The sequence below is a fragment of the Brachybacterium sp. B718/18 genome (assembly GCF_055454375.1).
This window is the reverse complement of the sequence record NZ_JBVDDO010000007.1, coordinates 128,249-148,611: the sequence shown is the minus strand read 5'-3', so window position 1 is coordinate 148,611 and position 20,363 is coordinate 128,249. Positions and strand designations below refer to the sequence as shown.

Here is a 20,363-nt window from a genome sequence, read left to right as displayed (position 1 = left end):
TGGAGGTGTCACACCTCGCCCCCATGTCCGCGGGCGCGGGGCGATAATGGGTCGGTGACTTCCGTGAGCCTCGGCATCCCCTCCGTCAAGACCCCGCCCCCGGTACTCGCCCCCCGGCGGAAGACCCGCAAGGTGAAGCTGGGCGACCTCTACGTGGGCGGCGACGCACCGATCACGGTGCAGTCGATGACCACCACGCCCACCCACGACATCAACGCGACCCTGCAGCAGATCGCGGAGCTGACCGCCGCCGGCTGCGACATCGTGCGCGTCGCCTGCCCCCGCCAGGAGGACGCCGACGCCCTCGTCGCGATCGCCGCGAAGTCCCCGATCCCGGTCATCGCCGACATCCACTTCCAGCCCAAGTACGTCTTCGCCGCGATCGAGGCGGGCTGCGCGGGGGTGCGCGTGAACCCCGGCAACATCCGTCGCTTCGACGACCAGATCAAGGACATCGCGAAGGCCGCGAAGGACCACGGCACCGCCCTGCGCATCGGGGTGAACGCGGGCAGCATCGACCCGCGCATGATGAAGGGCGACCGGGTGACCCCTGAGGCCCTCGTCGCCTCGGCGAAGTGGGAGGCGTCCCTCTTCGAGGAGCACGACTTCCACGACTTCGGCATCTCGGTGAAGCACAACGACCCGATCATCATGGTCGAGGCCTACCGTCAGCTCTCCGCGGAGGGCGACTGGCCGCTGCACCTCGGGGTCACCGAGGCGGGCCCGGCCTTCCAGGGCACGATCAAGTCTTCCGTCGCCTTCGGCATCCTGCTCGGCGAGGGCATCGGCGACACCATCCGTGTGTCCCTCTCCGCCCCGCCCGTGGAGGAGGTCAAGGTCGGCAACCAGATCCTGCAGTCCCTGAACCTCAAGCCGCGCAAGCTCGACATCGTCTCGTGCCCGTCCTGCGGTCGCGCCCAGGTGGACGTCTACACCCTCGCGGAGAAGGTCACCGAGGGGCTCAAGCACCTCGAGGTGCCGCTGCGCGTGGCCGTCATGGGCTGCGTCGTCAACGGCCCGGGCGAGGCGCGCGAGGCCGATCTCGGCGTCGCCTCCGGCAACGGGAAGGGCCAGATCTTCGTCAAGGGCGAGGTCATCAAGACCGTCCCCGAGGCCGAGATCGTCGAGACCCTGCTCGCCGAGGCCAACCGCATCGCCGCTGAGATGGGCGAGGACAGCGAGTCCGGTGCCCCGTCCGTCTCCGTGAGCTGAGAGACCGGATGTTCCGGCGCGGGGCACGCGTCCGTCCGCTCCGCCCCGGCGGCGCCGAGGCGGCGCTCGCCCTCGCCCTCCGCGCCCCCGCGGTGAACGCGCTCGGCGGCGCGCGCCTGCGGGAGCTCAGCCGCAGCGCGTCGATCGCCCACGAGTTCTCGGTGATCGGCGAGGACGCCGCCCCGAGCGCCCTGCTGTGGCACGGCGTGAACCTCTCCCCGCTCGGCGGGGACGCCGCGGCGCTCGCCGAGCTCGGCCGCCACATGGCGGGTCGTGCCCGGCGGGCGAGCAGCGTGGTGGGGGAGCGCCGGGCGGTCGAGGCCCTGTGGCACGAGCTCGCCCCGGCCTGGGGCGGCGAGGTACGGCAGCACCGCTGGAGCCAGCCGCTGCTGCTCGCGGCCGACGCGGCGGAGCTCCCGGCGCTGCCGGGTGCGGGACGGCTGCGCCCGGCCCTGCCGGGGGAGGAGGGGGCGGTGTTCCCCGCTGCGGTCGCGATGTTCCGCGAGGAGGTGGGCATCGATCCGCTCTCCGGCGACGGCGGGCGCTCCTACCGGGCGCGGGTCACCGAGCTGATCCGACAGGGCCGCACCTACGTGGTCATGCAGGACGGGCTGGTGCTCTTCAAGGCCGACGTCGGCGCGCTCTTCGGACCCGTCGCGCAGATCCACGGCGTGTGGGTGCGACCCGAGCACCGCGGCCGCGGACTGGCGCGCACCGCGATGACCGATCTCGTTCGCCAGGTCCGCCGGGACCACGCCTCCCAGGTCTCGCTCTACGTCAACGACTTCAACGAGCCGGCGCGGCGGGCCTATGCGGCCGCGGGCTTCCGGCAGATCGGCGAGCTGACCACGTTGCTGTTCTGAGCTGCCGGCTCAGGCGGCGTCGGATCCCGTCCCTGCCTGGGCGTCGCAGGCCAGCAGCACGTTCGCGGCGGTCCATGCGAGCGGGGCGAGGGCGGCGGGCCGGCCGTCGAAGAGCACCTTCTCCGGGAGCGAGCCGGCCTCGGTGCGATGCGCGGCGAGCCAGTCCAGGATCTCGCCGGCGGCCTCGTGCTCCCCGCGCCGGGCGAGCGCGAGGGCCAGCAGGCTGGTCGAGGGGGTCCAGCTGATCCCGTCCTGCTTCCAGGACGCCCCCGGGGCGATGCCGCCGGCCGGTCGGGCGAGCGCGCCGCGCAGGCCCAGCAGGTCCGTGCTCTGCAGCAGGTCGTGGTGCCCGGTCGCGTCGAGGAAGGCCGCCCCGGAGTCCGCGCCGCCGCCGCGCCGGTAGCGACGGACCCCGCGCACCGCCACGTCCTCGCGGGTCAGCGCCGCGAAGGCCTCGGCGCCGTGGACGACCCGGTCCTCCTGGGTGAGCGTCGCCGCGGCGCGCAGCCCGGCGAGGGTCGCGGCCATGATGCCCGCGGTCACCCGGCGCTCGCGCACCTCCCAGTAGTCGGGGCTCACGGGCGGGGGCCGCCGCCCGTCCGCGGTCTCCTCGAGCAGCAGGGCGGCGGAGGTGGTCACGAGCCGCGCGAGCCGGTCCAGCACTTCGCCGCGTCGCCCCCCGGCGGCCCCGACCACCTCGGATACCGCCCACAGCACCAGCCCGGTGCCGTCGAACTGGGGCGGTCGGTCATCGGGCGCCCGATCGGTGCCGGGCACGTAGCGCGCCTCGTACCATCCGGTGGCCGGCTGGATCCGCTGCAGGTGCTCGAGGGCGTCGAGGGCCCGGTCGAGATGGCCGACACGGGCCAGGGCGACGGCGGAGAAGGCGGTGTCCCGCGGCCAGATGTACCGCCACTTGGACGTCCAGCCCGCCACGGGAGCGGCCAGCCCGTCCGAGAGGATCCACAGGTCCCACAGCGCGGAGTCGGCGAGCTCGGGGGCCGAGATCTTCGGGGCCGATCGGGACGGCGCGGAGAGGTCCGTCGACCCCGTCGGATCGGAGGCGCCCGTGATCCGGTCGCGCCAGGCGGCGGCCCCGGCCAGGAACTCCTCCGCGCGCCGCGCCGGAGCGGAGCCGGCGGGGACGTCCGCGAGCAGCCGGGTCCCCGGGTGGAGCGCCGCGGCACCGGCCTGCCCGCCCACCGGGACCCTGGTGCCGTCGGCGGCGAGCGCGACCGTCGCCGAGGACAGCGGCAGCACGGTGCGGGGATCGTGGCGGAGGCCGAACGCGCTCCCGAGCGCGTATCCGCCGCCCCCGAGCGCGGAGAGGGCGGCGAGGGCGCCCGCCGCGTGCAACACACGTCGGCGGGAGGTGTCCCCTCCCGCTCCCGGATCCCGGTCGGCGCCCTGCATCGCCTCAGCGTACGTGGGGCCCGAGCATCCGGAGCGGCCAGTACGATGGGGGCGCGCTCGCCATCGCCGGCTCCGGCGCGCATCCCTTGTCGTGAAAGGCCGCTGCCCATGATCCGTCTGTCGTCGTCGTTCGTCCGCACCCTGCGGGAGGACCCGGCCGACGCCGAGGTCGCGAGCCACCGGCTGCTGGTGCGCGCGGGATACATCCGCCGCAGCGCCGCCGGCGTGTACACCTGGTTGCCGCTGGGACTGAAGGTGCTGCGGAAGGTCGAGCAGATCGTCCGCGAGGAGCAGGACCGCATCGGCGCGCAGGAGATGCTGTTCTCCGCGCTGCAGCCGCGCGAGTCCTACGAGGCGACCGGCCGCTGGGAGGAGTACGGCCCGACCTTGTTCCGGCTCCAGGACCGTCGGCGCGACGACTACCTCCTCGCCCCCACCCACGAGGAGATCTTCACCCTCACGGTGAAGGACCTGTACTCCTCGTACAAGGACCTGCCGGCGATGCTCTACCAGATCCAGACCAAGTTCCGCGACGAGGCGCGGCCCCGCGCGGGCCTGCTGCGCACCCGCGAGTTCATCATGAAGGACGCCTACTCCTTCGACGTCGACGACGCCGGGCTCGACGCGTCCTACGAGAACCAGCGAGGCGCCTACCAGAGCACCTTCGAGCGGCTCGGTCTGCCGGTGGTGATCTGCCAGGCCGACGCCGGTGCCATGGGCGGCTCCCGCTCCGAGGAGTTCCTCCACCCCACGGCCGTCGGCGAGGACACCTTCGTGGTCTCCGACGGCGGCTACGCGGCGAACGTCGAGGCGGTCACGACGCTTCCGCCCGCGGCGCTCGATCCGGCCGCCATCGCCGCGCTGCCCGCGATGCACGTCGAGGAGACCCCGGGTGCGAGCACCATCGCCGCGCTCACCGACTTCTCCAACGAGGCGTTCCCCGGGCAGGGTCCCGTCACGGAGGACGGCACATGGACCCGCTACGAGATGCTCAAGCACCTCGTCTACCTGCTCACCAACCCGGACGGCTCCACCGAGCCACTGGTCATCGCGCTGCCCGGCGACCGGGAGGTCGACGAGAAGCGGCTCGAGGCCGCCCTCGCCCCCGCGGTCGCCGCCCCGTTCACCGAGGCGGACTTCGCCCAGCACCCGGTGCTCACCAAGGGCTACATCGGGCCGGCCGGTCTGGGCTCCGAGTCGGAGTCCGGGATCCGCTATCTCGTGGACCCGCGCGTGGTTCCCGGCTCGTCGTGGGTCGCGGGCGCCGGGGAGGCCGGCAAGCACGTGTACGACCTCGTCTACGGCCGCGACTTCACGGCCGACGGCACGATCGAGGCCGCCGAGGTGCGCGACGGCGATCCGGCACCCGACGGCTCCGGTCCGATGCGCCTCACCCGCGGCATGGAGATGGGGCACATCTTCCAGCTGGGCCGCAAGTATGCGGAGGCCCTCGACCTCAAGGTGCTCGACGAGAACGGGAAGGCCGTCGTCGTCACGATGGGCTCGTACGGGATCGGCGTGACCCGCGCGGTCGCCGCGATCGCCGAGCTGAACCACGATGAGAAGGGCCTCGCCTGGCCGCGCCAGGTCGCCCCGGCGGACGTGCACGTCCTCGCCACCGGCAAGGACGCGGCTGTCTTCGAGGAGGCCGAGCGGATCGCCGCCGAGCTCGAGGCCCGCGGGCTCGAGGTGCTCTACGACGACCGGCCCAAGGTCTCCCCGGGCGTGAAGTTCAAGGACGCCGAGCTGCTCGGCGTCCCCACCGCCGTGGTGATCGGCCGCGGTCTGGCCGACGGTGTGGTCGAGGTCCGCGACCGTGCGAGCGGCGAGCAGCAGGTCGTCCCCGTCGGCGAGGCCGTCGACCAGGTCCTCGCGGCCGTCCGCGGGGCCTGAGCTCGGCGCCGCCCGCAGATCGGGGTCCTGCGGGTGCGGCTCAGTCCGCGGGCGGCAGGTCCTCCGTCTCGAGGCTCGGCAGCGGGGCGAGCGTGCTCACGATCGCGGCCAGCGACTGCGCCTCCTCGAGAGCGGCGACGACGGAGAGCGCGCGCCTGGCGAAGGGAGCGGCCCCCACGAGCGCCAGATGGTCGCCGAGCAGTCCCCGGGCGAGCAGACCGGGGAGGACCCCCTCGAGCTGCTCGTCGGAGATCTCCGCGGGCAGCGCGTAGACGGCCTGCCGGGCCACGACCGGCGCGCCGTCCTCCTCGGCGATCGCGGCGAGGGCGGCGGCCCGGTCGCGGTGGCGCTGGGAGAGGGCCTGATGCTGCTCCCGGGCGGTGCCCTTCGCACGGGCGGCCAGCACCTCGTGCGCATAGCCGGCGTACCACTCCTCCTGCTGGGCCCGCTGCAGGCTCGAGCGGTAGTCGGACTCCGCGCCGATCGACGGCGGATCGCTCGCGGGCACCTCCCGGGTGGCGACGAGGTCCGCGGCCACGGGCACGGCGGTCAGCGAGGACGTCCCGGCGGCGCCGTCGAGCCGGGTCGCGATCCATTCGGTGTGGGCCGCGAGCGCGGCGACCGGACGGGCGAGCGATCCGGAGATCTGCACCGAGGCCTGCACGGCCAGATCCCGCAGCGCGCCCAGCAGAGTGACGAGGGCGGGCAGGTCCTGCGGCACGTCGGTCGGTGCCGGGGTGGTGGTCGCCTCCGGATCGGGATCCGACTGCGCCTCCTGCTCCTTCTCGGCCTCCGCCCCGGTGAGCAGCGCGAGCCGCTGCTGGGGCAGCGCCGACTCGAGGACGCCGAGAGCGGCGGAGAGCTCCGGATCCTCCGCGGGCGCGCCCCCGGCGGCGGCGAGGACCGCCGCGGTCCCCGCCATGGCACGGTCCAAGAGCGTCAGCAGGTCCTCCCGGTAGAGGTCGTCGATCCCCGGCGGCGGCGTGTACTCCTCCGGGGAGCCCACCAGGACCGGCCCGCACCCGGCGAGCAGCAGGGCGGCGCCGCCGAGCAGCAGCGCCCTGCGGGGCACGGGGCGGGCGGACGGTCGACGGGGGAGCGGTGCGGGCACGGGACGATTCTCGCATCGTGCCCCTCCCAGGAGGCGGTCGGACCGCGCGGGACACTATCCTGGAACCGCCCGCGGCGACCCCTCGCCCGGAGGCACCAGCAGCTGCAGGAGGAGGTGAGCGGATGATGAGCGCACCGGATGCGCACTCCGCTCTGCGAGAGACGGCCGAGCGGGTCCTGGCGGACCACGGACTGGTCCTCGAGGAGATCGAGGTCCGGGGCCCCCGCACCCTGCCGGAGATCCGCCTCGTGGTGGATCTGCCCGAGGACCAGCTGGGCAGCGCCGACCTCGACGCCGTCGCCGAGGCCTCCCGCGCCCTCAACGACCTGATCGACGCCGACGACGCGCTGCTCGGCCCCGACCCCGCCGTCCTCGAGGTGACGACCCCCGGGGTGGACCGGGCGCTGACCCTGCCCCGTCACTTCCGCCGCTCGCGAGGTCGGCTCCTCGCGCTGACCACCCAGGACGGCACGGAGCTGCGCGCCCGCCTGCTCGCGGTCGGCGCCGACGACGGGCTGCGTCTGCGTCAGGAGCCCGGCCGCGACGAGAAGGGCCGGCCTCGGAAGCTGCCCGCCGGCACTCCCGAGCATCTGCGCCTGCCCCTGTCGGAGGTGCTCGCCGCCCGCGTCGAGGTCGAGTTCGACCCGCCCGCGGACCTCGAGCAGCTGTTGGCCGACGCCGAAGACCCCGCCGAGAAGGAGAGCTGAGATGGACATCGACATGGGAGCGCTGCGCGCGCTCGAGCGCGAGCGGGACATCCGTCTGCCCGTGCTGCTGGACGCGATCCGCTCGGCCCTGCACGCCGCCTACCTGCACACCGATCACCCCGTCCGCGACTCCGAGGTCGTCATCGACGAGCGCACCGGCGAGGTCGCCGTGATCGCGCGCGAGCTCGCCGAGGACGGCACCGTCCTCGAGGAGTGGGACGACACCCCGGAGAACTTCGGCCGCGTCGCCGCCTCGACCGCTCGCCAGGTGATCTTCCAGCGCATCCGCGACCTGGAGGACGAGGCGGTGCTCGGCGAGTACGCGGACCGCGAGGACGACATCGTCTCCGGCATCATCCAGCAGGGTCGCGATCCGCGCCTGGTGATGGTGGACCTCGGCGAGGTCGAGGCGGTGCTCCCCCCGCACGAGCGCGTCCCCGGCGAGGACTACTCCCACGGGCGTCGCCTGCGCGCCTATGTCACCGAGGTCCGCCGCGGCCCCAAGGGTCCGCAGATCATCCTCTCCCGCTCGCATCCCAACCTGGTGCGACGGCTGTTCGCTCTCGAGGTGCCCGAGGTCGCCGACGGCTCCGTGGAGATCGCCGGCATGGCCCGCGAGGCGGGGCACCGCACCAAGATGGCGGTGCGCGCCGTCCAGCCCGGCCTCAACGCCAAGGGCGCCTGCATCGGCCCGATGGGCGCCCGCGTCCGCGCGGTGATGAACGAGCTCGCCGGCGAGAAGATCGACATCGTCGACTTCGACGAGGACCCCGCGACCTACGTCCGCAACGCCCTCTCTCCGGCGAAGGTCACCTCGGTCACCGTGATCGACGAGGTGGGCCGGGCCGTGCGCGCGATCGTCCCCGAGTCGCAGTTCTCCCTCGCGATCGGCAAGGACGGGCAGAACGCCCGCCTCGCCGCGAAGCTGACGGGCTGGAAGATCGACATCCGCCCCGATGCCGCCCCTGCTGAGGACACCGGCGCCTGAGCCGATGTGTCCCACGCCTCGCCGGTGAGGGCGGCGGAGTCGCGGTCCGCTACACTGGGGAGGCTGTTCGCCCAGGAGAGGCGCGGGTCCGTCCCGCACCGCGACCGGGCGGACGCGATCGGGACGGAGGTGTGAGGCGTGACCGCACGCACCGCAGCACATCGTCCCGAGCGCACGTGCGTCGGCTGCCGTCAGGTGGCTCCGCGCGAGCAGCTGGTGCGTCTGGTCCGGGAGCCCGCTCCCGACGGTGCCGCTCCGCGAGTGCGCGTGGATCCCACAGGGTCCGCGCCCGGCCGCGGATCGTGGCTCCATCCCGAGGCATCATGTCTCGACCTCGCCCTGCGGCGAGGCGGCTTCGCCCGGTCCTTCCGCGGCGCGGTCGACACCGGGCTGGTCGCCCGGGACCTCGAGGCCTCCGACCCCACCCGAGTGGAACAGGTAGAAGAACCCATGGACATCCGATGAGTACTCGCAAATGAGCACCCTCAGGAAGTAATGGTCCGAGCCCTCTTGTCGGCCGGACCGAGACAGGAGAAATGTGGCTAAGGTCCGCGTCCACGAGCTCGCCAAGGAGCTCGGACACCCGAGCAAGGTCGTTCTGCAGAAGCTGCAGGACATGGGCGAGTTCGTCCGCTCCGCCTCGTCGACCATCGAGGCTCCCGTAGCCCGTCGCCTCCGCGACGAGCTGCCCCCCAAGAACAGCGCCAAGAGCGCCCCCCAGAACTCCGAGGGATCCCACGGCCCCTCCGCCCCCCGCACCGGTGGTGCGCCGAAGCCCGGCGCCGCCCCCAAGCCCGGTGGCGCGCCGAAGCCCGGTGCCTCCCCGGCCCCCACCGCGGAAACCCCCGCGGCCCCGGCTGCGTCGGCTCCCGCTCCGTCGGCCCCCGCGGAGAGTCCGGCCCCCGCCGCGCAGAAGCCCGGCCCGCAGAAGCCCGCCGAGCGCACCCCGTCGGCCCCCGCGCCGAGCGAGCGCCCCGCGCCCGCGGCGGAGTCCGCGGCCGAGCGTCCGTCGGCGCCCAAGCCCGGTGGTGAGCGTCCCGCTCCCCGCCCCGGTGCGGCGCGCCCCGGCAACAACCCCTTCGCCTCCTCGCAGGGCATGCCCCGACCGGGCCGCAAGCCCGGCCAGGGCGGCGGCCAGCAGGGCGGTCGTCCCGCCCGCGAGGGCGGCCCGCGTCCGGGCGGTCCCCGTCCCGGCAACAACCCCTTCGCGTCCTCGCAGGGCATGCCCCGTCCGGGCGGCCCGCGTCCCGCGCAGCGCGACGGTCAGGGCGGCGGCGCACCCCGTCCCGGTGGTGCTCCCCGTCCGGGTGGTGCCCCGCGTCCCGGTGGCGCTCCGCGCCCCGGCATGCCCACCCCGGGCGTGATGAACAAGCACGCCCACGGCGGTCTGCAGGAGGCCGGCAAGCCCGGTGAGGGCGGTCGCGGTCGCGGCGGTCGTCCCGGCGCGCCCGGCGGCGCCCGTCCGGGCGGTCCCGGTGCCGGCGGTGGCGCCGGCGGCGGCGGTCCTCGTGGCGGCCGTGGCGGTCGCGGCAGCACCCAGGGCGCCTTCGGGCGCGGCGGCAAGCCCGCCCGCTCGCGCAAGTCGAAGCGCGCGAAGCGCCAGGAATTCGAGCAGCAGCAGGCTCCCGCGCCCGGTGGCGTCTCGCTGCCGCGCGGCAACGGCCAGGTCGTGCGCCTGCGCCGCGGCGCCTCGCTGTCCGACTTCGCCGATCGCATCGACGTCAACCCCGCGTCGCTGATCACGGTGCTCTTCGCGATGGGCGAGATGGCCACCGCCACCCAGTCCCTCGACGAGGACACCTTCGATCTGCTGGGCGAGGAGCTCGGCTACAAGATCGAGATCGTCTCGCCGGAGGACGAGGAGCGCGAGCTGCTCGAGCAGTTCGACATCGACCTCGACGCCGAGCTGGCCGAGGAGGACGAGGAGGACCGTCTGCCGCGTCCCCCGGTCGTCACCGTCATGGGTCACGTCGACCACGGCAAGACCCGCCTGCTGGACACCATCCGCAGCGCGAAGGTCGGCGCGGGCGAGGCCGGCGGCATCACCCAGCACATCGGTGCGTACCAGGTCTCCGTCGAGCACGAGGGCGCTGAGCGTCAGCTCACCTTCATCGACACCCCGGGTCACGAGGCGTTCACCGCCATGCGTGCCCGTGGTGCGGACGTCACCGACATCGCGATCCTCGTGGTCGCCGCGGATGACGGCGTGATGCCCCAGACCATCGAGGCGCTCAACCACGCCCAGGCGGCGAACGTGCCGATCGTGGTCGCGGTCAACAAGATCGACAAGCCGGACGCGAACCCGCAGAAGATCCGCCAGCAGCTCACCGAGTACAACCTGGTGGCCGAGGAGTACGGCGGCGAGACCATGTTCGTCGACGTCTCCGCGCGGGAGAACCTGCACATCGACTCGCTGCTCGAGGCGGTCCTGCTCACCGCGGACGCCGCCCTCGAGCTCAGCGCGAACCCCGACAAGGACGCGCGCGGCGTGTCGATCGAGGCGAACCTGGACCGCGGCCGCGGCCCGGTTGCGACCGTGCTGGTCCAGCAGGGCACCCTGCGGGTCGGCGACGCGATCGTCTGCGGCACCGGCCACGGCCGTGTCCGCGCGATGCTCGACGAGAACGGCGCGAACATCACCGAGGCGGGCCCGTCCCGCCCCGTGCAGGTGCTCGGCCTGACCTCCGTCCCCGGCGCGGGCGACAGCTTCCTGGTCGCCCCTGACGAGCGCACCGCCCGTCAGATCGCCGAGAAGCGCGAGGCGGCCAAGCGCGCCGCGGCCCTGTCCAAGGCCCGCAAGCGCATCAGCCTCGAGGACATCAACAAGCACATGGCCGAGGGCAAGATCGAGACCCTCAACCTCATCCTCAAGGGTGATGCGGCCGGTGCCGTCGAGGCCCTCGAGGAGTCGCTGCTGGGCATCGAGGTCGGGGACGAGGTCCAGCTGCGGATCATCGACCGCGGCGTCGGCGCCATCACGATGAACAACATCAACCTGGCCGTCGCCTCGGATGCCGTCATCATCGGCTACAACGTGCGCGCCGAGGGCCAGAACGCGGAGTACGCCGACCGCGAGGGCGTCGAGATCAAGTACTACTCGGTGATCTACAACGCCATCGACGAGGTCGAGCAGGCCCTCAAGGGCATGCTCAAGCCGGAGTACGAGGAGGTCGAGCTGGGCTCGGCGGAGATCCGCGAGATCTTCCGCTCCTCGAAGTTCGGCAACATCGCCGGTTCGATCGTGCGCAGCGGCCTGATCAAGCGCGGCGCCAAGGCGCGCATCACCCGCAACGGCGTGGTGGTCTCCGAGAACGTGGAGATCGCCGGTCTGCGCCGCTTCAAGGACGATGTCACCGAGGTCCGCGAGGGCTTCGAGTGCGGCATCAACCTGGGCTCCTACAACGACCTGCAGCTCGAGGACGTCATCACGACGTACGAGATGCAGGAGAAGCCCCGCAGCTGATCCGGAGGGTCCGGGCGCCGTCACCGCGGCGCCCGGCCCCACGATCGGGAGGTGACCCGAGATGACCCGTGCGGTGCTGGCACTGCGCGCCCCCTCGGCGAACCGCATCTACACCGCCGCCGCCGGGCCGCTGGTGCTGGCCGAGGCCCGCTGGGTCCTCGGTGCGCACCTGGGGCCCGGCGTCGTCGTGCGCGAGCGGACCGTCGGCGGGATGCACGCCCTCGAAGTCCGGGTCCGGGCGGAGCAGACTGTCGACGAGGACCGGCTCGACACCCTGCTCGGGCTGCTCTCGACGACCTACGGCCTGTTCGAGATCGCGGGGGAGGGGTTGCTGCGCCCCCTCGAGGCCTCCTCGCCGCTGCGCCACCCCGAGGATCTCGAGACCATCCTCAAGTACCCCGGCAAGACCAACGAGCAGTTCACCGCGCTGCTCGTGAACCTCGCCGCGTCCCTCTCCACCCGGCGCTCCGGGCTGCTCGACGGCACGCTGTCGCTGCTCGACCCGATGTGTGGCCGGGGCACCACCCTGAACCGGGCCCTCCGACTCGGCCTCAGCCCGATCGGCGCGGACATCGACCGCAAGGACGTCGAGGCCTACCGGACCTTCCTGACCACCTGGCTGCGCACCCACAGGTACAAGCACCGGATCTCGAGCACCTCCCTCACCGTGCGGGGAGAGCAGCTCGGCACCCGCACGCTCGCCGAGCTCGCCCCCGACAAAGCAGCCCAGCGGGCAGGGCTCGCCCAGCAGGTGACCGTGCTCGGCTGCGACACCGAGCGGCTCGGCGAGGTGCTCGCCGACCGCTCGGTCGACGCGATCGTCGCCGACCTCCCGTACGGCGTGCAGCATGGCGCGCACGGCGGCGGGGGCGTGCAGCGCTCCCCGCTCGAGGTGCTGCGCCGCGCCGCCGGGACCTGGAGGTCGCTGCTGCGTGACGGAGGCGGGATCGCCCTCGCGGTGAACCGGCATACCCTCGATCACGACGCCGCCCGCGAGGCCCTCGCCGCGGCCGGCCTGGCCGTCCTCACCCGCGACGGAGCCTTCCGGCACCGCGTGGACCAGTCCATCGACCGCGACGTCCTGCTCGCGGTGCCCTCGAACCACCCCCGCCTCGAGCAGCTCGCCGCACTCGACGCCCTCCAGGAGGAGAACCCCACATGAGCGACAACCCTCGCGCCCTCCGGCTCGCCGACCGCATCAAGGTCATCGTGGCCACCATGCTCGACACCCGGGTCAAGGACCCGCGGCTCGGCTTCGTGACCATCACCGACGTGCGCGTCTCCGGCGACCTGCAGCACGCGACCCTCTTCTACACCGTCTTCGGCACCGACGAGGAGCGGGAGGGTACCGCCGCCGCGCTCGCGAGCGCCACCGGCATGCTCCGCCGCGAGGTGGGCCGCCAGACCGGTGTGCGGCTCACCCCGACCCTCGAGTTCATCGCCGACGCGATCCCCGAGAACGCCCGCGTGATCGAGGACCTGCTCAGCGAGGCCCGGGGCCGCGACGCCGAGCTCGCGGCCGCGAAGGAGGGCGCCAGCTACGCCGGCGACGCCGACCCGTACCGCGTGCCCCGCGAGGAGCTAGAGGACGAGGACCTGGACGACGCCGACGAGGCGGAGGCCGAGGACGACTCCGAGGACGAGGCGCGCGAGGACGAGCGGGGCCCGGAGCACCGGTGAGCGCGCCCCACGGCATCCTGCTGGTCGACAAGGCGCCGGACCGCACCAGCCATGACGTGGTCGCCCGGGTCCGCTGGCTGCTGGGCACGAAGAAGGTGGGCCACGCCGGCACCCTCGACCCGATGGCGACCGGTCTGCTGGTGCTCGGCATCGGCCAAGGGACGCGGCTGCTGACCCACCTGGTGGGCCTGGACAAGACCTATATCGCGACGATCCGCCTCGGCCTCTCGACGGCGACCGACGACCGCGAGGGCGAGGCGCTCGGCGAGGCCCGCGAGGCGACCGGAATCGGTGCGGACCGCCTCGAGGCTGCGCTCGCGGATCTGCGCGGAGAGATCCAGCAGGTGCCCTCCACCGTCAGCGCGATCAAGGTCGACGGCAAGCGCGCCTACGCCCGCGCCCGGGCGGGGGAGGACGTCGAGCTGGCAGCCCGTCCCGTGACGATCTCCCGCTTCGAGATCACCACTCGACGCGAGGAGGGACCGTTCCTCGACCTCGACGCGATCGTCACCTGCACCTCGGGGACCTACGTGCGAGCCCTGGCCCGGGACCTCGGTGCCGCGCTCGGCGTCGGCGGCCATCTCACCGCGCTGCGTCGCACGGCCGTCGGCCCCTTCACGGTCGAGGAGGGGGTGCACGTGCCCGCGCGCGGCGAGGGCGACGATGTCGACCTGCCGCTCGCCGGCCTGGGGGCGACCGCCGCCCGCGTCCTCCCGGTCGTCGAGGTCGACGCCGACGGGGCGCGCGAGCTCGCCGACGGCCGTCCCGTCCCGCGGGGGGTGGCTGGACAGGAACTCTCGTCTGCCGGTGCGGGTGCCGGTGCCGGTGCCGCTGACGCCGACATCGACGCTATGGTCGCGGCCGTCGGGCCGGCGGGAGAGCTGTGCGCGGTGGTCCGGCCCGACGGGACGCGCTGGAAGCCCGTCCTCGTCGTGCCCGTCGACGCCCGCAGCTGACGCCGCGGCGATCGCGCGGCCCGAGCCGATCGCGACACCCCACCATCACTGGCCGCGCGGCGACTGCTGCATCTGGACCGCTACCTGAGTGCTCCGCGCGGCGACTGCTGCATCTGGACCGTCACCTGAGTGCTCGGCGCGGCGACCGCTTCATCTGGACCGTTTTCGGGGGCGGATGACGGTCCAGATGCAGCACTCGGCGGCGAGGACGGGCCCCTCGTCCCCGGCATGCCGCCCGCCGGCCGCCCCTCGATCGCAGACGACGACGGGCCCCGCCCGGAACTCGTCCGGACGGGGCCCGTCGTCAGGCTGCGGGGGAGCGGCATCAGCAGCGGTCCACGGTGCCTTCCCCGGCGCTGCTCAGTAGTGCACCTCGACCCGGGTGCCGATGCTCGCCCAGTCGTACAGCCACTTGGCCTCGTGCGGCGGCATGTTGATGCAGCCGTGCGAACCGGAGTAGCCGAAGGACGAGCGCCAGGGCGCGCCGTGGAAGGCGTAGCCGTTGTGGAAGTACTGCACCCACGGGACGTCCTCCGTGTAGTAGTACTTCTCGTGTCCCACCGGGTACCGGGAGGCGTTGGTCATGTCCTGCTTGTCGTAGCGCAGGTAGATCTCGTACGAGCCGGTCACCGTCTCGTAGCCCTCCTTGCCGTCGACCATCGAGCGCGGGCCCCACACCGGGGTCGAGCCGACGTAGGCGGTGACGGTCTTCGCGGAGAGGTCCACGTCGATCCACTTCTCGCCGGTCGGGGCGTTCGCGGGATCGGTGGTGTCGGTCTCCTCCTCGGTGGGGGCGTCGACCTTCTCCACCTTGGCCTCGACGGTCTGGGTCTCGAACGCCGCCTCGAGCGGGGTGGTGCCGGTCAGGGCGGCGATGACCTGGTCGGACACGGCCTCGGTGTTGGTGACCTCGAGGCCGTCCTGCTTCTCGGAGACGACCTTGACGGTGGTGCCCTCCGCGTCGACCTGCTCGATGCCGTCCTTGACCTCGACGGAGTCCTTCTCGGCGCGCTCGGCGACCCACTCGCGCACGGCGTCCTCGTCAACGGTCACGGCCAGCGCCTGGCCGGTCTCGTCGGGCCCGACCGACAGCCAGGAGCTGCGGCGCTCGGAGGAGATCTCGTGCGTCTTGCCCTCGGGGCCCTGGATCGACATGGGCTGTTCGAGGAGAGCGGTGATCTCTGCGAGGGTGCCCTCGGCCTCCTCGGTGGTGATCGCCGGGGCGATCTGCTCGATCGGCTGCTCGACGGAGAAGCTCTCGAGCGAGGCGGCCTGCTGGTTCACGGCGTCCAGGAGGGGCTGCGGGTCGATGCCGCGGCCGTCGGTGCCCGGCACCGCGCTCCACTCCTCGGACTCCTCGTCGAAGACCACCTGGGCGTCGACCGGCTCGGTCTCCGCGGCGGGGACGAGGCCCGTGGCGAACGAGGACACGGCGGCCTCGTCCACGGTCACGAGCGGCGCGACGACGCGCTCGCCGGACCAGCTGGAGGTGATCACGCCGGTGAAGGACTCGTCGTGCTCGACCGCGGCGCGGGCTGTGCCCTCCGCGTCGACGCTCACGCCGAGATCCGCGAGCGGGACCTCGTGGGTCTCCTCGCCGGCGGTGACGGTGACGGTCACGCCCTCGGCGCGATCGGTCACCAGCGCGGCGATCTCCTCGGGGGTCTCCCCGGCCACGTCCTGTCCCAGCACGGTGGTCCCGGGGAGGGCCTTGCCCTCGAACTGCTTGGCGTACGCGAAGGCGCCGCCGGCGAGGACCACCGCGATCACGGCGAGGATCGCCACGATGATCAGCGCGAGGCGGCGGCTCCCGCGACGGCCGGAAGGTCGCGCGGGGCCTCCCAGTGAGGCCGTATCGGTCACGTTCGTCATGGTCGGTTCCGTTCTCGGCGGCCGTCGTGGCAGCTTCCGCGGCGAGGGCGGAAGGGCACAGGGGTACCTCCCCGGCACCGCCTAACCCCCTCAGCGTATCGTGGTATCCCCGCGCGGCCGGGGAGCGGGTCCCCGAGCTTCGTCACAGATTCGTCACGCCTCGACCGGGGCTACAGTGTCGTGCGGCGTTCCCGCACCGCCCTGCCCGCCGGGCAGTCGAGCACCTGTCCCGGAAGGACCTCCCCCGTCGTGAGCCGCCCCCTGATCTGGCACCGCGTCCAGGACGTGCCCGCCGACCTCGGCCCCACCGCGGTCTCGATCGGGAACTACGACGGCGTGCACCGCGGGCACCGGGCCGTGATCGACCAGCTCGTGCATCATGCTGAGACCCGCTCCCTCGCCCCCGTCGCGGTGACCTTCTGGCCCCATCCGCGCCACGTGATGGGCACCCCGGGCGACCCGCCGCTGCTCACCGGGCACGAGGATCGCGACCGGCTGCTGCTGCTCGCCGGCGTGCACGGGGTGCTCGACCTCGAGTTCACGCGCGAGTTCGCCCAGCACTCGCCCGAGGACTTCGTGCGGATCTTCCTGGTGGAGGCGCTCGGCGCCCGCTGCGTGGTGCTCGGCGAGGACGCCCTCTTCGGCCGAGCCAACGCCGGCACCATCGACACCATGCGCGAGCTGGGGGAGCGGTACGGCTTCGAGGTCGTCACGGTCGCCGACCACGGCCCGGACGGTGCCGGGACCGGTCGCATCTCGTCCTCGACGCTCCGCGAGGCGCTGCTCCGCGGGGACGTGGCGGCCGCGGCGGTGGGCCTGGGGCGGGCCCACACGGTGACCGACACCGTGCACCACGGCTTCCAGCGCGGGCGCGAGCTGGGCTTCCCGACCGCCAACCTGGGCCCGACGCCCGAGGGTCTGATCCCGGCCGACGGGGTCTATGCGGGCCGACTCTCCGTGATCGCCCAGGACCCCGCCCACCAGGGCACGCCGCCGCTCGCGGGGGCGCCCGCGACGATCTCGATCGGCACGAACCCCACCTTCGCGGACGACGGCGCCCCGCGCCGCACCGTCGAGGCCTACGTGCACGATGACCACACCCTGGACCTCTACGGGGACACCGTCCGCCTCGAGTTCGTGGACTTCCAGCGGCCCACGCTGAAGTTCGACTCCGTCGAGGCCCTCATCGCGCAGATGGCCCTCGACGTCGAGGTGACCCGCCGCACTCTCGACCGCACTCGCTCCCGCTCCGGGAACGGCGACTGATATTCTGCTCGGGCCGTGAATTCGGCCGCGGAGAGCCCCTGCGCGCCTCCCTCGCCCATGCGGCGCCGGGACGCGCGAACGGCTCGTCCATAGAGCTCGGGGCACACGGCCCCGGAGCGCCGCGCAACGACACCCAGGAGAGCCATGGCCTTCGATACCGCCACGAAGCAGCAGATCATCAAGGAGTACGGGACCAGCGAGGGCGACACCGGTTCGCCTGAGGTCCAGATCGCCCTCCTGAGCCACCGCATCAAGTACCTGACCGAGCACCTCAAGACCCACAAGCACGATCACCACACGCGCCGTGGTCTGATGCTCCTGGTCGGTCAGCGCAAGCGCCTCCTGCAGTACCTGCAGGGCGTCGACATCGAGCGCTACCGCGCGCTGATCCAGCGCCTCGGCATCCGCCGGTGACACATCCCGCCGCTCGCCCCCTGGGCGGGCGGCGGTTCCATGTGCCCGTCACCTCCGGGTGACGGACCCAGCACGACCCGCACCTCCCTCATCCAGTCCAGCCCCGACCGGTTCGGTCCTCGGCAGCCGCTTTCGGAACGGATCCCGCAGATCCAGCAGATCCCGTTCCGCGCGCGACCGGCGATGACCGCACCCCGGGGGCACCCCGATCCAGAGGAGATCCCCATGGCCATGGAAGGCCCCGACATCACTGCGACCACCGCCGTCATCGACAATGGCGCCTTCGGACGTCGCGAGATCCGCTTCGAGACCGGTCGTCTCGCCCAGCAGGCCGCCGGCGCCGTCGCCGTCTACCTCGACGACGACACGATGGTGTTCTCGGCGACCGCCGTCTCGAACCGTCCCAAGGACCAGTTCGACTTCTTCCCGCTCACCGTCGACGTCGAGGAGCGGATGTACGCCGCGGGCCGCATCCCCGGCTCGTTCTTCCGCCGCGAGGGCCGCCCCGGCACCGACGCGATCCTCGCCGCCCGTCTCACCGACCGCCCGCTGCGCCCCGCCTTCGTGAAGGGCCTGCGCAACGAGGTCCAGGTCGTCCTGACCGTCATGGCCTGCGGCCCGGACGACGCGTACGACGTCGTCGGCATCAACGGCGCCTCCGCCTCCACCCAGATCTCCGGTCTGCCGTTCTCGGGTCCGATCGGCGCGGTGCGCATCGCCCTCATGCCGACGAACGAAGGTGGCCAGTGGGTCGCCTTCCCGACCTTCACCCAGCTCGACGAGGCCGTGTTCTCCATGGTCGTCGCCGGCCGCATCGTCGGTGACGACGTCGCGATCATGATGGTCGAGGCCGAGGCCACCGACAACTCCTGGACCCTCATCAAGGAGCAGGGCGCGATCGCCCCCACCGAGGAGGTCGTGGCCGAGGGCCTCGAGGCCGCCAAGGTGTTCATCCGCTCGCTGTGCGTCGCGCAGCAGGAGCTCGCCGCGACGGCCGCGAAGCCGGTCCGCGAGTTCCCGCTCTTCCTGGACTACCAGGAGGACGCCTTCGGCATCGTCGACGAGGCCGCCCGCGGCCGCCTCGCCGAGGTCATGTCCATCGCGGCGAAGCAGGAGCGCGAGGAGCGCACCGAGGAGCTGCTCGCCGAGGTGCTCGAGGAGCTCGGCGCCGAGGGCAAGCCGCTCGCGGGTCGCGAGAAGGAGATCAGCGGCGCCTTCCGCGCGCTGACCAAGAAGGTCGTGCGCCAGAAGGTCCTCACCGACGGCGTCCGCATCGACGGCCGCGGCCTGCGCGACATCCGTGCGCTCTCCGCCGAGGTCGAGGTCCTGCCGCGCGTGCACGGTTCGGCCCTGTTCCAGCGCGGCGAGACCCAGATCCTGGGCGTCACCACGCTGAACATGCTCAAGATGGAGCAGCAGATCGACTCGCTCTCCCCGGTGCACCACAAGCGGTACATCCACCACTACAACTTCCCGCCCTACTCCACCGGTGAGACCGGTCGCGTGGGTTCCCCGAAGCGTCGCGAGATCGGGCACGGCATGCTCGCCGAGCGCGCTCTGGTGCCGGTGCTCCCGGGCCGCGAGGAGTTCCCCTACGCGATCCGCCAGGTGTCCGAGGCGCTGGGCTCGAACGGTTCCACCTCGATGGGCTCCGTCTGCGCCTCGACCCTCGCCCTGCTGAACGCGGGTGTGCCGCTGCGCGCGCCCGTCGCCGGCATCGCCATGGGCCTCATCTCCGACACCGTCGAGGGGGAGACCAAGTACGCGGCGCTCACCGACATCCTCGGGGCCGAGGACGCCTTCGGCGACATGGACTTCAAGGTCGCCGGCACCTCGGAGTTCGTCACCGCCATCCAGCTGGACACCAAGCTCGACGGCATTCCCGCCACGGTGCTCGCGGGCGCCCTGTCGCAGGCTCGCGAGGCGCGCCTGGCGATCCTGTCCGTGCTCAACGAGGCGATCGACACCCCCGACGAGATGAGCCCGTACGCCCCGCGCGTGCTCGCGGTCACCATCCCCGTCGACAAGATCGGCGCGGTCATCGGCCCGAAGGGCCAGATGATCAACCAGATCCAGGACGACACCGGCGCCGACATCACCATCGAGGACGACGGCACCGTCTACATCGGCGCGACCGACGGCCCCTCGGCCGAGGCGGCCCGCGCCGCGGTCAACGCGATCGCGAACCCGCAGGTCCCCGAGGTCGGCGAGCGCTACCTCGGCACCGTGGTGCGCGTGGTCGACTTCGGCGCCTTCGTGTCCCTCACCCCGGGCAAGGACGGTCTGCTCCACGTCACCCAGCTGCGCAAGCTGAACGACGGCAAGCGCGTGGACAACGTCGAGGACGTCGCCAAGGTGGGCCAGAAGATCGAGGTCGAGATCCGTGAGATCGACGCCCGCGGCAAGATCTCCCTCGCCGTGATCGACGACGAGGCGGAGGCGGCCGAGAAGGCCGCGGCCGCCGAGTCGGCGGAGTCCGCCGAGGAGCCTTCGGGCGAGTGATCCCGCGCCGGTGACCGATGTCG

General features: G+C 72.8%; 16 protein-coding genes. 13 read left to right on the top strand and 3 right to left on the bottom strand.

The window, feature by feature from the left end; genetic code table 11:
- Positions 1-54 precede the first annotated feature (54 nt).
- Together ispG and ACZCAH_RS12110 are read left to right on the top strand one after the other, a co-directional pair.
- A complete protein-coding gene (ispG, locus tag ACZCAH_RS12115; protein ID WP_329749646.1) occupies positions 55-1,212 on the top strand; it encodes a flavodoxin-dependent (E)-4-hydroxy-3-methylbut-2-enyl-diphosphate synthase in 1,158 nt (385 codons plus the stop codon).
- A gap of 8 nt (positions 1,213-1,220) precedes the next feature.
- A complete protein-coding gene (locus ACZCAH_RS12110) occupies positions 1,221-2,075 on the top strand; it encodes a GNAT family N-acetyltransferase (protein ID WP_464341312.1) in 855 nt (284 codons plus the stop codon).
- Between the two features lie 9 nt (positions 2,076-2,084).
- On the opposite strand, the gene ACZCAH_RS12105 is transcribed toward ACZCAH_RS12110, so the two are convergent.
- Complete coding sequence (locus tag ACZCAH_RS12105) at positions 2,085-3,488, bottom strand: glycoside hydrolase family 15 protein (RefSeq protein ID WP_464341311.1); 1,404 nt, start codon at positions 3,486-3,488, stop codon at positions 2,085-2,087.
- 108 nt (positions 3,489-3,596) lie between these two features.
- On the opposite strand from ACZCAH_RS12105, the gene ACZCAH_RS12100 reads away from it, so the two are divergent.
- Positions 3,597-5,381 carry a proline--tRNA ligase gene (locus ACZCAH_RS12100; RefSeq protein WP_464341310.1) on the top strand — a complete coding sequence of 595 codons (1,785 nt, stop codon included), beginning with the start codon at positions 3,597-3,599 and terminating at the stop codon, positions 5,379-5,381.
- A gap of 40 nt (positions 5,382-5,421) precedes the next feature.
- On the opposite strand, the gene ACZCAH_RS12095 is transcribed toward ACZCAH_RS12100, so the two are convergent.
- On the bottom strand, positions 5,422-6,492 hold the full coding sequence (locus ACZCAH_RS12095; protein ID WP_464341309.1) for a DUF4439 domain-containing protein: 1,071 nt from the start codon (positions 6,490-6,492) through the stop codon (positions 5,422-5,424).
- Between the two features lie 125 nt (positions 6,493-6,617).
- On the opposite strand from ACZCAH_RS12095, the gene ACZCAH_RS12090 reads away from it, so the two are divergent.
- From ACZCAH_RS12090 to truB, 7 genes are all read left to right on the top strand, one after another.
- Positions 6,618-7,199 (top strand): ribosome maturation factor RimP, encoded by a 582-nt coding sequence (locus ACZCAH_RS12090; RefSeq protein ID WP_329749638.1) that lies wholly within the window; start codon positions 6,618-6,620, stop codon positions 7,197-7,199.
- A 1-nt stretch (position 7,200) separates the two neighbouring features.
- Positions 7,201-8,187, top strand: coding sequence for a transcription termination factor NusA (gene nusA / locus ACZCAH_RS12085; protein WP_464341308.1), 987 nt, complete (start codon positions 7,201-7,203; stop codon positions 8,185-8,187).
- A gap of 138 nt (positions 8,188-8,325) precedes the next feature.
- Positions 8,326-8,652 carry a YlxR family protein gene (locus ACZCAH_RS12080; protein ID WP_329749636.1) on the top strand — a complete coding sequence of 109 codons (327 nt, stop codon included), beginning with the start codon at positions 8,326-8,328 and terminating at the stop codon, positions 8,650-8,652.
- Positions 8,653-8,725: 73 nt separating this feature from the next.
- Complete coding sequence (gene infB / locus ACZCAH_RS12075) at positions 8,726-11,650, top strand: translation initiation factor IF-2 (RefSeq protein WP_464341307.1); 2,925 nt, start codon at positions 8,726-8,728, stop codon at positions 11,648-11,650.
- Between the two features lie 61 nt (positions 11,651-11,711).
- Positions 11,712-12,812 (top strand): TRM11 family SAM-dependent methyltransferase, encoded by a 1,101-nt coding sequence (locus tag ACZCAH_RS12070; RefSeq protein WP_464341306.1) that lies wholly within the window; start codon positions 11,712-11,714, stop codon positions 12,810-12,812.
- On the top strand, positions 12,809-13,330 hold the full coding sequence (gene rbfA, locus ACZCAH_RS12065; RefSeq protein ID WP_464341305.1) for a 30S ribosome-binding factor RbfA: 522 nt from the start codon (positions 12,809-12,811) through the stop codon (positions 13,328-13,330). Before ACZCAH_RS12070 ends, rbfA begins: the two co-directional genes overlap by 4 nt.
- The gene (gene truB, locus ACZCAH_RS12060) at positions 13,327-14,286 is read left to right on the top strand and encodes a tRNA pseudouridine(55) synthase TruB (RefSeq protein WP_464341304.1); all 960 of its coding nucleotides are present in this window, start codon (positions 13,327-13,329) and stop codon (positions 14,284-14,286) included. Before rbfA ends, truB begins: the two co-directional genes overlap by 4 nt.
- Before the next feature lie 360 nt (positions 14,287-14,646).
- Here the strand turns inward: truB and ACZCAH_RS12055 are convergent, their stop codons facing one another.
- On the bottom strand, positions 14,647-16,158 hold the full coding sequence (locus tag ACZCAH_RS12055) for a L,D-transpeptidase family protein (protein WP_464341303.1): 1,512 nt from the start codon (positions 16,156-16,158) through the stop codon (positions 14,647-14,649).
- A 249-nt stretch (positions 16,159-16,407) separates the two neighbouring features.
- Between ACZCAH_RS12055 and ACZCAH_RS12050 the strand changes: the two genes are divergently transcribed.
- The 3 genes from ACZCAH_RS12050 (at position 16,408) to ACZCAH_RS12040 (ending at position 20,340) form a co-directional block, all read left to right on the top strand.
- Complete coding sequence (locus tag ACZCAH_RS12050; RefSeq protein ID WP_464341302.1) at positions 16,408-17,424, top strand: bifunctional riboflavin kinase/FAD synthetase; 1,017 nt, start codon at positions 16,408-16,410, stop codon at positions 17,422-17,424.
- 144 nt (positions 17,425-17,568) lie between these two features.
- A complete protein-coding gene (rpsO, locus tag ACZCAH_RS12045) occupies positions 17,569-17,838 on the top strand; it encodes a 30S ribosomal protein S15 (RefSeq protein ID WP_329744757.1) in 270 nt (89 codons plus the stop codon).
- Positions 17,839-18,069: 231 nt separating this feature from the next.
- Positions 18,070-20,340, top strand: coding sequence for a polyribonucleotide nucleotidyltransferase (locus ACZCAH_RS12040; protein ID WP_464341319.1), 2,271 nt, complete (start codon positions 18,070-18,072; stop codon positions 20,338-20,340).
- Positions 20,341-20,363: the final 23 nt, after the last annotated feature.

Excerpts from the sequence above, each read along its gene's own strand:
- ACZCAH_RS12110 (WP_464341312.1), top strand. The coding sequence starts at position 1,221 with ATGTTCCGGCGCGGGGCACGCGTCCGTCCGCTCCGCCCCGGCGGCGCC.
- ACZCAH_RS12105 (WP_464341311.1), bottom strand. The coding sequence starts at position 3,488 with ATGCAGGGCGCCGACCGGGATCCGGGAGCGGGAGGGGACACCTCCCGC.
- ACZCAH_RS12100 (WP_464341310.1), top strand. The coding sequence starts at position 3,597 with ATGATCCGTCTGTCGTCGTCGTTCGTCCGCACCCTGCGGGAGGACCCG.
- ACZCAH_RS12090 (WP_329749638.1), top strand. The coding sequence starts at position 6,618 with ATGAGCGCACCGGATGCGCACTCCGCTCTGCGAGAGACGGCCGAGCGG.
- nusA (WP_464341308.1), top strand. The coding sequence starts at position 7,201 with ATGGACATCGACATGGGAGCGCTGCGCGCGCTCGAGCGCGAGCGGGAC.
- ACZCAH_RS12070 (WP_464341306.1), top strand. The coding sequence starts at position 11,712 with ATGACCCGTGCGGTGCTGGCACTGCGCGCCCCCTCGGCGAACCGCATC.
- rbfA (WP_464341305.1), top strand. The coding sequence starts at position 12,809 with ATGAGCGACAACCCTCGCGCCCTCCGGCTCGCCGACCGCATCAAGGTC.
- ACZCAH_RS12055 (WP_464341303.1), bottom strand. The coding sequence starts at position 16,158 with ATGACGAACGTGACCGATACGGCCTCACTGGGAGGCCCCGCGCGACCT.
- rpsO (WP_329744757.1), top strand. The coding sequence starts at position 17,569 with ATGGCCTTCGATACCGCCACGAAGCAGCAGATCATCAAGGAGTACGGG.
- ACZCAH_RS12040 (WP_464341319.1), top strand. The coding sequence starts at position 18,070 with ATGGAAGGCCCCGACATCACTGCGACCACCGCCGTCATCGACAATGGC.